The organism is Streptomyces scabichelini (assembly GCF_011045015.1).
GTDB lineage: Bacteria > Actinomycetota > Actinomycetes > Streptomycetales > Streptomycetaceae > Streptomyces > Streptomyces scabichelini.
This window is the reverse complement of the sequence record NZ_JAAKZY010000266.1, coordinates 1-13,012: the sequence shown is the minus strand read 5'-3', so window position 1 is coordinate 13,012 and position 13,012 is coordinate 1. Positions and strand designations below refer to the sequence as shown.

12 protein-coding genes are annotated in these 13,012 nt (G+C 70.6%); 3 read left to right on the top strand and 9 right to left on the bottom strand.

Features of this window, described 5'->3' with window-relative positions; translation table 11 throughout:
- Nucleotides 1–1,221: response regulator (locus tag G5C60_RS44765; RefSeq protein ID WP_338146108.1), on the top strand; the 1,221-nt coding region annotated here is incomplete at its 5' end.
- Between the two features lie 47 nt (nucleotides 1,222–1,268).
- Here G5C60_RS44765 and G5C60_RS44760 read toward each other — a convergent pair.
- A complete protein-coding gene (locus tag G5C60_RS44760; RefSeq protein ID WP_165268978.1) occupies nucleotides 1,269–1,847 on the bottom strand; it encodes a TetR/AcrR family transcriptional regulator in 579 nt (192 codons plus the stop codon).
- Nucleotides 1,848–1,959: 112 nt separating this feature from the next.
- Here G5C60_RS44760 and G5C60_RS44755 point away from each other — a divergent pair, with 112 nt between their 5' ends.
- Nucleotides 1,960–3,177 carry an MFS transporter gene (locus G5C60_RS44755; protein WP_165268982.1) on the top strand — a complete coding sequence of 406 codons (1,218 nt, stop codon included), beginning with the start codon at nucleotides 1,960–1,962 and terminating at the stop codon, nucleotides 3,175–3,177.
- Nucleotides 3,178–3,283: 106 nt separating this feature from the next.
- Here the strand turns inward: G5C60_RS44755 and G5C60_RS44750 are convergent, their stop codons facing one another.
- From G5C60_RS44750 to G5C60_RS44715, 8 genes are all read right to left on the bottom strand, one after another.
- Entirely contained in the window at nucleotides 3,284–4,960 is a 1,677-nt protein-coding gene (locus G5C60_RS44750; RefSeq protein ID WP_165268976.1) for a long-chain fatty acid--CoA ligase, read from the bottom strand.
- Nucleotides 4,961–5,451: 491 nt separating this feature from the next.
- Nucleotides 5,452–6,006, bottom strand: coding sequence for a SigE family RNA polymerase sigma factor (locus G5C60_RS44745; protein WP_165268974.1), 555 nt, complete (start codon nucleotides 6,004–6,006; stop codon nucleotides 5,452–5,454).
- Nucleotides 6,007–6,247: 241 nt separating this feature from the next.
- A complete protein-coding gene (locus tag G5C60_RS44740) occupies nucleotides 6,248–7,420 on the bottom strand; it encodes a lipid-transfer protein (RefSeq protein WP_165268972.1) in 1,173 nt (390 codons plus the stop codon).
- Nucleotides 7,417–7,908 carry a MaoC/PaaZ C-terminal domain-containing protein gene (locus G5C60_RS44735; RefSeq protein ID WP_165268980.1) on the bottom strand — a complete coding sequence of 164 codons (492 nt, stop codon included), beginning with the start codon at nucleotides 7,906–7,908 and terminating at the stop codon, nucleotides 7,417–7,419. Before G5C60_RS44735 ends, G5C60_RS44740 begins: the two co-directional genes overlap by 4 nt.
- Nucleotides 7,909–7,925: 17 nt before the next feature.
- Entirely contained in the window at nucleotides 7,926–9,077 is a 1,152-nt protein-coding gene (locus tag G5C60_RS44730; RefSeq protein WP_165268970.1) for an acyl-CoA dehydrogenase family protein, read from the bottom strand.
- Nucleotide 9,078: 1 nt separating this feature from the next.
- A complete protein-coding gene (locus tag G5C60_RS44725) occupies nucleotides 9,079–10,107 on the bottom strand; it encodes an OB-fold domain-containing protein (RefSeq protein WP_165268968.1) in 1,029 nt (342 codons plus the stop codon).
- On the bottom strand, nucleotides 10,104–11,267 hold the full coding sequence (locus tag G5C60_RS44720; RefSeq protein WP_165268966.1) for an acyl-CoA dehydrogenase family protein: 1,164 nt from the start codon (nucleotides 11,265–11,267) through the stop codon (nucleotides 10,104–10,106). Before G5C60_RS44720 ends, G5C60_RS44725 begins: the two co-directional genes overlap by 4 nt.
- A 242-nt stretch (nucleotides 11,268–11,509) precedes the next feature.
- On the bottom strand, nucleotides 11,510–11,815 hold the full coding sequence (locus tag G5C60_RS44715; RefSeq protein ID WP_165268964.1) for a hypothetical protein: 306 nt from the start codon (nucleotides 11,813–11,815) through the stop codon (nucleotides 11,510–11,512).
- 350 nt (nucleotides 11,816–12,165) lie between these two features.
- Between G5C60_RS44715 and G5C60_RS44710 the strand changes: the two genes are divergently transcribed.
- On the top strand, nucleotides 12,166–13,012 hold an 847-nt coding region (locus tag G5C60_RS44710), incomplete at its 3' end, for a bifunctional DNA primase/polymerase (protein WP_165268962.1).

Genomic DNA, 13,012 nt, shown 5'->3' with positions numbered 1-13,012 from the left:
GCCCCCGCACCACCCATGGACCCCAACTCCACCCAGGGCCGCGCCTTCAGCGTCCGCACGCTCGGGCAGGGCGTCCCCTTCGGCCGCCGTATGAGCGATGCGCAGCAGCCCCAGCCGAACCAGCCCGCGCTCTCGGCGGCCCCCCAGCCACAAACGCAGCTTCAGTCTCAGCCTCAGCAGCAATCCCAGCCCCAAGGCCAGGCCCAAGCCCCAACGCCTCCCCCGCACGCGACCAACGGCTCCGGCCGCCGCCGCAAGCTCGGCACCCGCAACGAGCCCGTCCCCGAGCCCGCCGCCGAGCACCCGGAGGCGGCGGCCCGCCCGCACCCCCAGCAGTCCACGCCCCCGTCCCGGCCGGCCGACGCCACCGAGGGCCCCGGCCGTTCGTACGCCATAGGGGCCCCGGACAAGAACGCCGACGAGGGCCCCGAGCCGCTCGACGGTCCCGGCGGCGCGGTCGAGGTCGCGAACCAGCCCCAGCCGCAGCCGATGGACGACGAGCTGCCCCCGGAGCCGCTGGACAACCCGCGCCGGCTGCTGGTCTGGCCCGCTCCGGACGTCCACACCCAGCAGGCGCTGAGCGACCGCGGCTACCGCCCGGTGATCGTGCACTCGCGCGAGGAGGTCGACTCGCAGATCGCCGCCTTCCCCGCCGCGCTCTTCGTCGACCCGCTGACCGGTCCGATCACGCGCACGGCGCTCCAGTCGCTGCGTACGGCCGCGGTCGCCGCCGAGGTTCCGGTACTGGTGACGGCGGGGCTCGGCCAGGCGACGCGTGAGGCGGCGTACGGCGCCGATCCCGCCGTACTCCTCAAGGCGCTGGCGCCCCGCGACAGCGAGCAGCACCCGCCGCGCGTACTGCTCATCGAGGAGCACGCGGAGATCGCGCTCGCGCTGACCGCGACGCTGGAGCGGCGCGGGATGCAGGTCGCGCGGGCCTCGTCCGACGCGGACGCCGTCACCCTGGCCGCGCAGATGCGCCCGAACCTCGTGGTGATGGACCTGATGCAGGTACGCCGCCGCCGTGCCGGAATCGTCGACTGGCTGCGCGCGAACGGCCAGCTCAACCGCACGCCGCTCGTCGTCTACACCGCCGCCGTCGACCAGGCCGAACTCCCGCGTCTGGCAGCGGGGGAGACGGTCCTGTTCCTCGCCGAGCGCTCGACCAGCGCCGAGGTGCAGAGCCGGATCGTGGACCTGCTGGCACGGATCGGCAATTGATCGTCTGATCGTCGTACGCGATCAGCCCTCGTACGAATACGAAGGCGTCAGGGGGCAGTGATCCGGCGTGCCGCCGCTCGGATCGAGGCGTGCAGCCGCTCGCGGTCGGCGTCCTCGCCGCCCACCAGGATGCGGCGCATCTGCGGTACCGCGGCGGACCAGCCGGCCAGTGCGACCAGCATGAACAGCAGCTCGGGGGCCGGGATCTCGTCGGTGATGACGCCCCGGGCCTGCGCGTCGGCGAAGGCGGCGACCTTGCGCTCGTAGTGCTCCTGGCGCTCGGCCTCGTGCGGCAGCTCGGCCATGCCGTACTCGATGCCCTCCCAGAAGAGCAGGCGCAGGAGTTCGGGGTGGGTCATGTGGTAGTCGATGAGGCGGTCCAGCCAGCCGTCGATGTCGTCCGGGTCGACGGGCAGCGCGACGGCCAGGTCCAGCAGGCGCTTCTCCAGGACGTGCGCGAACAGCTCCGCCTTGTTGCCGAAGTAGGCGTAGATCAACTGTTTGTTGGCCTTGGCCTCGGCCGCGATCCGGTCGATACGGGCGCCCGCGATGCCGTAGCGGGCGAACTCCGCAACCGCCGCCTCGAAGATCCGGGCCTTGGTGGCCTCGGGGTCTCTTGCTGCCATGAGGACAGGGTAGCCGAGCAAGTAACCAACTGTTTGGTTGACAGGGGATGGGAGGCAGGCGCAGACTCCCTTGCAACCAACCAGTTGGTTAGAAGGAGTTCCGTCCGTGTCCATGCCCTCTGCCACCACCGCCGCCCCTCGCCTGCGCGCACCCGGGCCGGCCACCGGCAGGTCCCCCGCCCTCTTCCTCAGCCTCATCGCCGTCTGCTCCGCCGTCACGGCCGCCAACATCTATCTCGCCGCCCCGCTGCTCCCGCTCATCGCCCGCGACTTCGGCTCCGCCCCGTCGGCGGTGGCGTGGATCGCGTCGGTCGCACAGTTCGGATACGCGGCCGGACTTCTGTTCTTCGCCCCGCTGGGCGACAGCGTGAACCGGCGCCGGCTCGTCGCCGTTCTCTCCCTCGTCACCACGGCCGCACTGGTCGCGGCCGCTCTCGCCATCGGCACCACCGCGCTCGCCGCCGCCGTCTTCGTCGCGTCCGCCGCGACCGTCGTACCGCAACTGCTGGTACCCCTCGTCGCCGAACGCGCCCCCGCGGACCGGCGGGCGCGGCATGTCGCGGCGGTCATCGCCGGGCTGTTCGCGGGGATCGTGGCCGCCCGAGTGGTGGGCGGGCTGGTCGGGCAGGCCTTCGGCTGGCGCGCGGTCTTCGTCGGGGCCGCCGTCCTCACGGCCGTACTCGGTCTCACGACCGCCCTCGCCCTGCCCGCCGAGCGGCGTACGCGCACCGGCCCGCTCTTCTCCGGCCTGGCCGCGCTCCCCGGAGTCGTACGGAAGTCGCCGGACCTGTGGCGCGCGAGCCTGCGACAGGCCGGGATGTTCGGAGCGTGGAGCGCGCTGTGGACCTCGCTGGCGCTGCTGCTCACCGGCGCCGACGGTGACGGCGGATATGACCTGTCGACCGCCGCCGCCGGGTTCTTCGGTCTCTTCGGGCTCGCGGCGAGTGCCGTCGCGCCGGTGGCGGGCGGGCTGGTCGACCGCTTCGGCGCCGCCAAGGTCGTACGGTCGGCGTATCTGCTCGCCGCCGTGTCCGTGCCGCTGTTCTGGCTGGGTGGACAGGTGTTGTGGGCGCTGTGCGTGGCCGCGGTGGTCATCCACGCCGCGCTGGTCGCCTCCCACATCGCCAACCAGACGCTGGCGCTCACCACGACATCGACGCCCGCGACCGCCAACACCGCCTATGTGGTCGCCGGGTTCGCGGGCGGCGCGGTCGCTTCCGCGCTGGCCGGAAGCGCCTTCGCACAGTGGGGGTGGAGCGGCGTGTGCGTGGTCGCGGGGGTGTGGCTGGTGCTGGGGTGGGTGACGACTTCGGTTTCCGCGCGGCGGTGAGGTGCTCTCGTACGGGGTTGAGTGTTCTCGTACGGGGTTGAGGCGGGCGTACGTCGGGAGGGGAGCCGTGGGGCGCCCCTCCCGGCGTACTGACGTACTTGCGTACTCAGAGCTGGGTGACGTCCAACTGGCCGTTCGCGTACTGCCTGCGCAGCACCTTCTTGTCGAACTTGCCGACGCTCGTCTTCGGCACCGCCTCGACGATCGACCAGCGCTCGGGGAGCTGCCACTTGGCGATCTTGCCCTCGTCGGACAAGAAGGCGCGCAGGCTCTTGAAGTCGGCGGTGGTGCCCTCCTTGAGGACGACGGTGGCGAGGGGGCGCTCGCCCCACTTCTCGTCGGGGACGGCGACGACGGCGGCCTCGGCGATATCGGGATGAGACATGAGCGCGTTCTCCAGCTCCACCGAGGAGATCCACTCCCCTCCCGACTTGATGACGTCCTTCGCGCGGTCGGTGAGGGTCAGGAAGCCGTCGGGGCTGATCGTGCCGACGTCACCGGTCTTGAGCCAGCCGTCCTCGCTGAACTTGTCGGCGGGGCGCAGGACTTCGGTGGCGCTGTGGCCGCCGTAGTACGCGCCCGCGACCCACGGACCGCGTACCTCCAGCTCGCCCGCGGACTCGCCGTCCCAGGGCAGCCGCTCGCCGCCGGGGCCGGTCAGCCGGGCCTCGACGCTCGCGGGGAAACGGCCCTGCGTGAGGCGGTACGTGAACTCCTCGTCCGTACCGACCACCTGGGCCGGAGGCCGCGCGATCGTGCCGAGCGGCGAGGTCTCCGTCATGCCCCAGGCGTGGCAGACGCGCATGCCCAGCTCGTCGAAGGCCTTCATGAGGGAGGGCGGACAGGCGGAGCCGCCGATGGTGACCTGCGTCAGTGAACTCACGTCCCGCGGCTTGGCCTTGAGCTCCCCGAGCAACCCCTGCCAGATGGTCGGAACGGCCGCCGCGTGGGTCGGGCGCTCGCTCTCGATCATCTCGGCGAGCGGGCCCGGCTGCAGGAAACGGTCCGGCATCAGCAGGTTCACGCCGGTCATGAACGTCGCGTGCGGCAGCCCCCAGGCGTTCACATGGAACTGCGGAACCACGACGAGGGACGTGTCCTGGTCGGTGAGGCCCATGGACTGGGCCATGTTGACCTGCATGGAGTGCAGGTAGACGGAACGGTGGGAGAAGACGACCCCCTTGGGGTCGCCGGTCGTCCCGGAGGTGTAGCACATGGCCGCGCCCTGGCGTTCGTCCAGCTCCGGCCAGTCGTACGTCTCCGGCTTGTCCGCGATCAGCTCCTCGTACTCGTGCACCTGGACCGACGCGCCGTCCAGCAGCGAACGGTCACCGGGCCCCGAGACGATCACATGCTCGACCGACTTCAGATGCGGCAGCAACGGCGCGAGCAGCGGCAGCAGCGAACAATTGGCGATGATCACGCGGTCGGCGGCGTGGTTCACGATCCAGGCCAGCTGCTCCGGGGGCAACCGGAGGTTGAGTGTGTGCAGCACCGCGCCCATGGAGGGGATCGCGAAGTACGCCTCGACGTGTTCGCTGTTGTTCCACATCAGCGTTCCCGTCGGCTGCCCCTCCTCGACTCCGAGGCCTCGCAGGGCGTGCGCGAGCCGGGCTGCCCGTACCCCGATCTCGGCGAAGGACCGCCGCTGCGGCTCCCCCTCACCGGTCCACGTGATCACCTGCGATGAGCCGTGGATGGTCGACCCGTGGGTCAGGATCCTCGAGATCAGCAACGGTACGTCCTGCATCGTGCTCTGCACGGCGTCCTCCCGGGGCGACATTGCCTGCGCGGTGGGGTTAGCGTTCGGGGCTGATTGTGCGCACATACCGCGCGGTATGTCACTAGAACCGGGGATGATCGATCAGGTTGTGTTGCGGGGTGATTCCCTGGTGGGCGGCTTGGCCGGACGGGCAGCCTTGCCGGGCGGGCAGACGTTCGTGGGCGGGCAGTCTTGCCGCGCGGGCCGGCGTTCGTGAGCGCCGTCGAGTACTGCCGGGCGGCCGGCGTGCGTGGACGGGCAGTCTTACCGGGCGGGCTGGCGTTCGTGAGCGCCGTCGAGTACTGCCGGGCGAGCCGGCGTGCGTGGACGGGCAGTCTGCCGAGCGGGCCGGTGTTCGTGGACGGGCAGCCTTGCCGGGTAGAACGGCGTGCGTGGGCGCGGTCGAGCATTGCCGAGCACTGCCGAGTACTGATCAACCCGTCCGGCGCTTACCGATCAGCCGCACCGGCCAGCTCGACCTCACCGGTCAACCGCACGGTCAGCCGCACCGGTCAGCGGACAGGTCCCAGTTCCGGGTCGTCCCGCAGTTTGCCGAGCGCACGCGACACCGCCGACTTGACCGTGCCGACCGATACGCCGAGCACCTCCGCCGTCTGCACCTCGCTCAGGTCCTCGTAGTACCGCAGGACGACCATCGCCCGCTGCCGCGCCGGCAACCTCATGATCGCGCGCCACATCGCATCGTGAAGCGCCTGCTGCTCGGCCGGGTCCCCGGCCGGCGGAGCCTCGGGCTCCGGCAGCTCGTCGCACGCGAACTCGTCGACCTTCCGCTTCCGCCACTGCGACGTCCGCGTGTTCAGCAGCGCCCTGCGCACGTAGCCGTCGAGCGCCCGGTGGTCCTCGATCCGCTCCCACGCGACGTACGTCTTCGTCAGCGCGGTCTGCAACAGATCCTCGGCATCGCTGGGGTTCGCGGTCAGCGAGCGCGCGGTACGCAGCAGCACGGGCTGGCGGGCCTTCACGTACGACGCGAACGACGGGTACGCGAGGGTCTGTGCCCTTGGCGTAGCGGCGTTCGAAGCGCTGGTGCAGACGGGTGTGGTCATGGCTCCACGCTAGGATCGCCCCCTACGCCAGCGGATCGGCCGGAGGTCCCGAAGCCTTGTCCGCCTCAGGTTGTAGGAGTGGGGCTGGCTCCACCTCCTGAAGGTGGACGTGAAGGCCCGCTCCCCTGAGGGTCCACCCCTGAGGGATGGCTCCCACAGGAGTAGTACGGAGCGCTGCGGGGTCCCGGAGGAGTAGTGCCAACCCGACGGACCGGTGTCGAAGGCAGCCCGCCGCCCGGAGTCAGCCCCGATCATCCGACCCCAGGATCAGCCCCGACGTGGGAACCCCCGTGCCCGCCGTGACCAGCACCCGGCGGGCGTCGGATATCTGGTTCACGGACGTCCCGCGCACCTGCCGTACCGCCTCCGCTATGCCGTTCATCCCGTGCAGATACGCCTCCCCGAGCTGCCCGCCGTGCGTGTTCAGCGGCATCCGCTCCTCGGCGACGAAGTCCGCCGCCTCACCCTGCTTGCAGAACCCGAACTCCTCCAGCTGCATCAGCACGAACGGCGTGAAGTGGTCGTACAGAATCCCCACGTCCATCTCGGCCGCCGTCAGCCCGGACGTACGCCACAACTGCCGCGCCACCACGCCCATCTCCGGCAGTCCCGTCAGATCGTCGCGGTAGAAGCTGGTCATCTGCTCCTGTCTCCGGCCGGCACCCTGGGCGGCCGCCGTGATCACCGCGGGCGGATTGGGCAGATCGCGCGCCCGCTCCACCGAGGTGACGACGAGGGCCTGGCCGCCGTCGGTCTCCTGGCAGCAGTCCAGCAACCGCAGCGGCTCGACGATCCAGCGCGAGGCGGCATGGTCGGCGAGCGTGATCGGTCTGCCATGGAAGTACGCCGCCGGATTGGTCGCCGCGTACTTCCTGTCCACGACCGCGACATGGCCGAACGCCTCTGGCGTCAGCCCATACGTGTGCAGATAGCGCTGGGCCGCCATCGCCACCCAGGACGCGGGCGTGAGCAGACCGAACGGCAAGCCCCAGCCCAGCGCCGCACCCTCGGCCGAAGGCTCCCGGTGCTGTACCCCGGACCCGAATCTCCGCCCCGACCGCTCATTGAACGCCCGGTAGCAGACGACTACTTCGGCCACCCCCGTCGCCACCGCGAGCGCTGCCTGCTGGACGGTCGCGCAGGCCGCCCCGCCTCCGTAGTGGATCCGCGAGAAGAAGGACAGTTCCCCCATGCCTGCCGCCTGGGCGACCGTGATCTCCGGGCTGGTGTCCATCGTGAACGTCACCATGCCGTCCACATCGGCCGCCGTGAGCCCCGCGTCGTCGAGCGCGGCCCGCACCGCCTCCACCGCCAGCCGCAGCTCACTGCGACCCGAGTCCTTGGAGAACTCGGTGGCCCCGATCCCGACGACCGCCGCCCGTCCGCCGAGGGCGTCTCTCGTCCGTACGCTCATGACCGGCTCCCTGACGCAGGGGCGGCGCTGTCCGGAAGCGTGCCACCCACGGAGGCCTGGGCCGGGACCAGGACCTGGGCCTGGGCCTGCGCCTGGGCCGGGACCGTCACAGTCACCGACCCCGTCACGTGCTTGCCGATGCCGTTGGCCCCGACGACCCTCACGGTGACCGTCTCGCCCTCGGCCTCCTCGACAACCTCCTCGACCGTTCCCGTCAACACCATGGTGTCGCCCGGGTAGTTGGGCACCCCGAGTCTGATCGCCACCCTGCGAAGGACGGCCGTGGGACCGAAGTGGTCCGTGATGAAGCGGCCGACCAGACCATTGGTCGTCAGGATGTTCATGAAGATGTCCGGTGAGCCCTTCTGCCGGGCGAGCTCCGCATCGTGGTGCACGTCCTGGTAGTCGCGCGACGCGATGGCCCCGGCGACGATGAGCGTGCGGGTGATCTCGATCTCCAGCGGCGGCAGCGCGTCACCGACACGCACCCGCTCGACGTCGGTGTTCATGCGTCCCCCTCCCCGTGCGCGATCTCTCCGTGCACGATCAACTCCCCCAATTCCTGGAGCACTTCGCTCCCGCATCCCAGATACGCGTCCAGCTGCCGCCCCCACAGAAAGTGCCGGTGCACGGGATGGTCGAGGTCTGCCCCCATGCCGCCGTGCAGGTGCTGGCCCGTGTGCACGACGCGCTGCCCCGCCTCCGACGCCCACCACGCGGCGGTCAGCGCGTGTGGGGTGTACTCCAGCCCGTCGTCGCGCCGCCACGCCGCCTCGTAGGCCGTGACCCGTATCGCCTCCGTGTCCATGTACGCGTCAGCTGCCCGGAGTTGGACCCCCTGCTTGCCCGCGAGCGGCCGCCCGAACTGCTCCCGGGTGTTGGTGTGCTCCACCGCCCGAGCCAGCGAACCCGCGCACACCCCGGCCTGCAGTCCCGCGAAGGCGGTACGGGCGGTGGCGAACACGTCGTCATAAGCCCCGCCGTCACGCACCCCTTCTTCGTACGGCCCACCCTCATGGGCCCCGTCCCGGCGCACCCCTCTTTCGTACGCCCCCTCGTTTCTTTCGTACGCCCCCTCGTTTTCCGTCGCGTCGCCGAGCCGCTCCGCCGGCGTGCCGTTCAGCGTCAGTCGCCCCGCCGACCAGGGCGCCGTCAGCTCAACGGGCACACATTCCGCGTCCCCGGTCCGCACCAGCCACAGTCGGTGCTCGTCGTCCGCGACCAGGACGTGCGTGGCGTCGCGGAGCCACGGCACCGCGGCGACAGTGCCGCTCAACTCCCCGGGCGTCTCCTGCCGTACGGCCGCATCGCGCAGCGCCCCGCTCACCACCACCGTCCCCTCCCGGATGCCCGGCAACAGCCGCTCCCGCTGCTCCGGCGAACCATGTGCCGACACCGCCAGCAGCCCGTACACACAGCTCGCCGCGAACGGCACCTGCGCCGTCGTCCGCCCCTGTTCCTCCAGCAGGAGCACCAAGCCGAGGAGCCCTATGTCCTCGACGGCGGCCACGAGCCCGGCCTCGCACAGCGCCTTCCACAGCTCGGCGTCACTGCCCGTCCCGGCGGCAGCGAGCCGCTCGTGCGTGGACAGGTCGCCGAAGATCCGCGCGGCCAGATCACGGGCCGCCGCCTGCTCTTCCGTAGGAGTGAAGTCCATGTCAGCCCCCGCTTCCCTCGACGGCACGGAAGACCGGCAGCTCCAACTCCTCGTCGGCCCGCTCGAATTCGAGCCGCACCGGCATCCCGATCCGCACCTCGCTGTGCGGCACCCCGACCACGTTGCTGATCATCCGCACACCCTCGGCGAGTTCGATCAGCCCGACCGCGTAGGGCCCCGCCGCGGCACCGGCGTGATCGGACGCGGTAAAGGCGGGGAAGGGAGGGTGATGCATCACGACGTACGAGTACACGGCCCCCTCACCGCTGGCCTCGACCGTGTCCCACTCCAGGCACCCGCACGCGTTGCACCCCGGAAGCCAGGGAAAGCGCAGCGTCTTGCAGCCGTCGCAGCGCTGGATCAGCAGCCGGTGCCGGGACACGCCTTCCCAGAAACCGGCGTTGTCACGGTTGACGACGGGACGGGGCCGCCGGGGCCGTGAGGCCTCCGAAGCAGTCGCCTCGGTCAAAGGTGAGGCCTTGGTCGCAGGTGAGGCCTCGGTCGCAGGTGACGCATCCTCCGGGACTCCTGGTTTCCGGACCGCCGGCGCGTACTTGAGGATCCGGAACCGATGCGTCCCCGCCGGCTCGCCCCCCGCCCGTACATCCATCCGCGTCGTGACGAAATACCCCGTACCCAGCTTGGTCGTCTTGCGCGCGGAGACCGACTCGATCACCGAGTCGAAGGTGATCTCGTCACCAGCCCGCAGCGGCCGCAGATACTCCTGTTCACAGTCGGTGGCGACCACGGAGGTGTACCCGGCGCCGTCGAGCAGCCCGAGCAGTTCGTCGTAGGCCTCCGAACGTCGCGTATGCCCGGACAGCCCCCCCATGGTCCACGCCTGGAGCATGGTCGGCGGAGCTATGGCATCCGGCCCCGCGTACGCGGGATTCTTGTCCCCCATCGCCTCGCACCAGTGCCGGATCATCGGTTCGTTGACCGGGTCCTTGCCCACTCCCGCGATGGTGGACGCCCGCCCCTCAAACGCCTTCAGCCGCGCATCGAGGTCCCCGCCGAACTCCTCGCTCACCGCCGCCCCCTCGTCATCCCGAGCCGCATCGTCGCCACGATCTCCCGCTGCACCTCGCTCACCCCGCCCCCGAACGTGTTGATCTGCGCCGCTCTGTTCATCCGCTCCAGCTCGCCGTCCCCGAACACCCCCGGCGAACCGGAGCGGATCAGCGCGTCCGCTCCCACAATTTCCGTACACATTCGATACACCGCGACGGCCGACTCGGTTCCCATGACTTTCACGCCGCTCGCATCGCCGGGCGCCAGCCGACCGGCCCCGACATCCCCCACCAAACGCCAGTTGAGCAGGCGCGATGCCGCCAGCCGGGCATGCACTTCGGCCAGCCTCGACCGCACCCACGGCTCGTCAACCCTGCGCCGCCCGGTCACTGGATCGGGTGTACGGGCCGCGGCCAGCGCGGCGGCGTAGAAGTCCTCGGCCTGCATGCCGATCGCCGCGAGCGCGACCCGTTCGTGGTTGAGCTGGTTGGTGATGAGCGCCCAGCCGCCGTTCTCCTCGCCGACGAGGTTGGCCGCCGGGACGCGGATCCCGTCGTAGTACGTGGCCGTCGTGGTCAGCCCGCCCACCGTCTCGATGGGTGTCCACGAGAAACCGGGGGTGTCGGTGGGCACGAGGAGGATCGAGATGCCCTTGTGCTTGGGCGCGTCCGGGTCGGTGCGGCAGGCGAGCCAGATCCAGTCGGCGTTCTGCGCGTTGGAGGTGAAGACCTTCTGCCCGTCGACGAGCCAGTCCCCGCCCTCGCGCACGGCGCGCGTCCGCAGCGAGGCGAGGTCGGTTCCGGCCGACGGCTCCGAGTACCCGATCGCGAACACGACGTCCCCGCGCAGAATCCGCGGCAGAAAGAAGTCCTTCTGCTCCTCGGTCCCGTACTTCATCAGCGTCGGCCCGACCGTGTTCAGGGTGACCATGGAGACGGGAGCGCCAGCCCGGTAGGCCTCGTCGAAGAACACGAACTGCTCGTCGGCGCCGCGCCCTTGGCCCCCGTACGCCACCGGCCAGCCCAGCCCCAGCCACCCGTCGGCGCCGATCCGCCGCAGGAGCGCTCGCTGCCGTCCCGAATCGGCGGGCGTCGGCGGCCCGTCCGGCATCAGATGCCGGAAGTACGTACGGAGTTCGGCGCGCAGCCGCTGCTGGCGCTCGGTGGGGGCGAGGTGCACGCGGCGGCCCTCCCGGAGCTCGTACGAGCGAGAGACGATGAGAGACGAAGGTGAAGGGTTTCTGACTGTCCGTCAGATACCATCCACTGTCAAGGTCACCGGCGCGCTCCACCGCGCCTGAAGGCCGCGTACGAAAACGCCTGCGCGGCGGCACCGAAGCACCGCCGCGCAGACGCGTCACACCCCATGGAGCTCCACCGGGGAGCAGGACCGCCGGGACCCCAGACTCGACGGTCCCCGGCTCACCAGAGCTCGGTGAAGTTGATGACCACGTTCTCGTTGCCCTGGTTGATGGCCGCATCGCCGTTCGCCTGAGCCGTGTTGCTCTGGTTCGAGGCGCCGGAACCGACCGCCTGCTGCTGCGTGGTGGACGAGTTGCCGTAGTTGTCGCCGCCGACACCGCTGTCGTCAGCCGTCGCGACTGCCGCGTTCGATCCGTCGTCCGCGAAACCTCCGTTGTCGGCTGCCGCGACACCCGAGAAGAGGGCGGCCGCGAGAGGCAGGGCGGCTACGGCGGCGAGAACGCGGGCGGTACGGGTGCTTGCCATGTGTCTTCCTCCAGAAGCGGGAGTACGCACCGGTGAGAACCGGCTGAGTACGGCTTGTTCCCAGGCAGTTGGTCGACCGCCTCGGTCTTGGTCACGACGTCGCGAGTCCAGAGTTGCCCACCGAATCCCCGGCGAACCACCCCGGAAGCCGCGATTCGCTCGCAAGCGTGATGACTTGTCGATAAACCCCCTTCAGGCCCTCAAAGCTCCAGCTCAGGAGGCTAGGGGCAGCTCAACCCAAGGGACGCAAGGGCTGAAGCGCTCCGGCATGTTTTCGGCCAAGCTCTTCGGCCGCTCCCACGAGGCCTCTCCCTCTTCCCTTTTTCGAACACCCGTACGAACATAGAGGCATGGCCACCATCGACCGGCAGGCCACGACGCTGGCCCTTGCACACGCGCTGTCAGCCGCCGAACGCGGACTGGCCGTCATCCCGCTGTCCCGAACCAAGTTCCCGGCGCTGCGCTCACCGCACCGCGACGACCCGACTGCGCCGCCCTGCCACGGTGAGTGCGGCCGCTTCGGGCACGGTGTGTACGACGCCTCGACCGAGCCGGAACGCATCCGCGAGCTCTTCGCCGCCGCCCCCTGGGCCACCGGTTACGGCATCGCCTGCGGTCTTGAGCCACACCACCTCATCGGCATCGACCTCGACACCAAGTCGGGCACCGACTCCTCGGCGGCGCTGCGCGAACTCGCCCTGCGCCATCTGTTCACGATCCCGGAAACAGTCGTCGTCCTGACTCCCAGCGGCGGCCGCCACCTGTGGTTGAGCGGCCCGCCCGACATCGTGGTCCCCAACTCGGCGGGCCGCCTCGCCCCCGGCATCGACATCCGCGGCGCGGGCGGCTACCTCGTCGGCCCCGGCTCCCGCACCGCACACGGCGTCTACAGCACGGCTCCGGGCACCTCACACCTGGCGCCCGCGCCCTGCCCACGCGCCCTCCTGCGCCTGCTCACGCCCCCGCCCCAGACGCACCACCCCACGCCGTCATCAGCGGGCCAGCACGGCCAGGGCCTGGTCCAGTTCGTCGCCGCCGCCCACGAGGGCCAACGCAACACCCGCCTCTTCTGGGCGGCTTGCCGGGCGTACGAGAACGGGATCGGCGACGAACTCGTCGAGCCGCTGGTGGAGGCGGCGGTCCAGGTGGGACTTTCGCAGCGCGAGGCGCGGTCGACGGTGGGGTCCGCTCGGCGGC

Bases quoted from the DNA above. Each gene is read 5' to 3' on its own strand.
- G5C60_RS44760 (WP_165268978.1), bottom strand. From the start codon at position 1,847: ATGGCAGCAAGAGACCCCGAGGCCACCAAGGCCCGGATCTTCGAGGCG.
- G5C60_RS44755 (WP_165268982.1), top strand. From the start codon at position 1,960: ATGCCCTCTGCCACCACCGCCGCCCCTCGCCTGCGCGCACCCGGGCCG.
- G5C60_RS44750 (WP_165268976.1), bottom strand. From the start codon at position 4,960: ATGTCGCCCCGGGAGGACGCCGTGCAGAGCACGATGCAGGACGTACCG.
- G5C60_RS44745 (WP_165268974.1), bottom strand. From the start codon at position 6,006: ATGACCACACCCGTCTGCACCAGCGCTTCGAACGCCGCTACGCCAAGG.
- G5C60_RS44740 (WP_165268972.1), bottom strand. From the start codon at position 7,420: ATGAGCGTACGGACGAGAGACGCCCTCGGCGGACGGGCGGCGGTCGTC.
- G5C60_RS44730 (WP_165268970.1), bottom strand. From the start codon at position 9,077: ATGGACTTCACTCCTACGGAAGAGCAGGCGGCGGCCCGTGATCTGGCC.
- G5C60_RS44715 (WP_165268964.1), bottom strand. From the start codon at position 11,815: ATGGCAAGCACCCGTACCGCCCGCGTTCTCGCCGCCGTAGCCGCCCTG.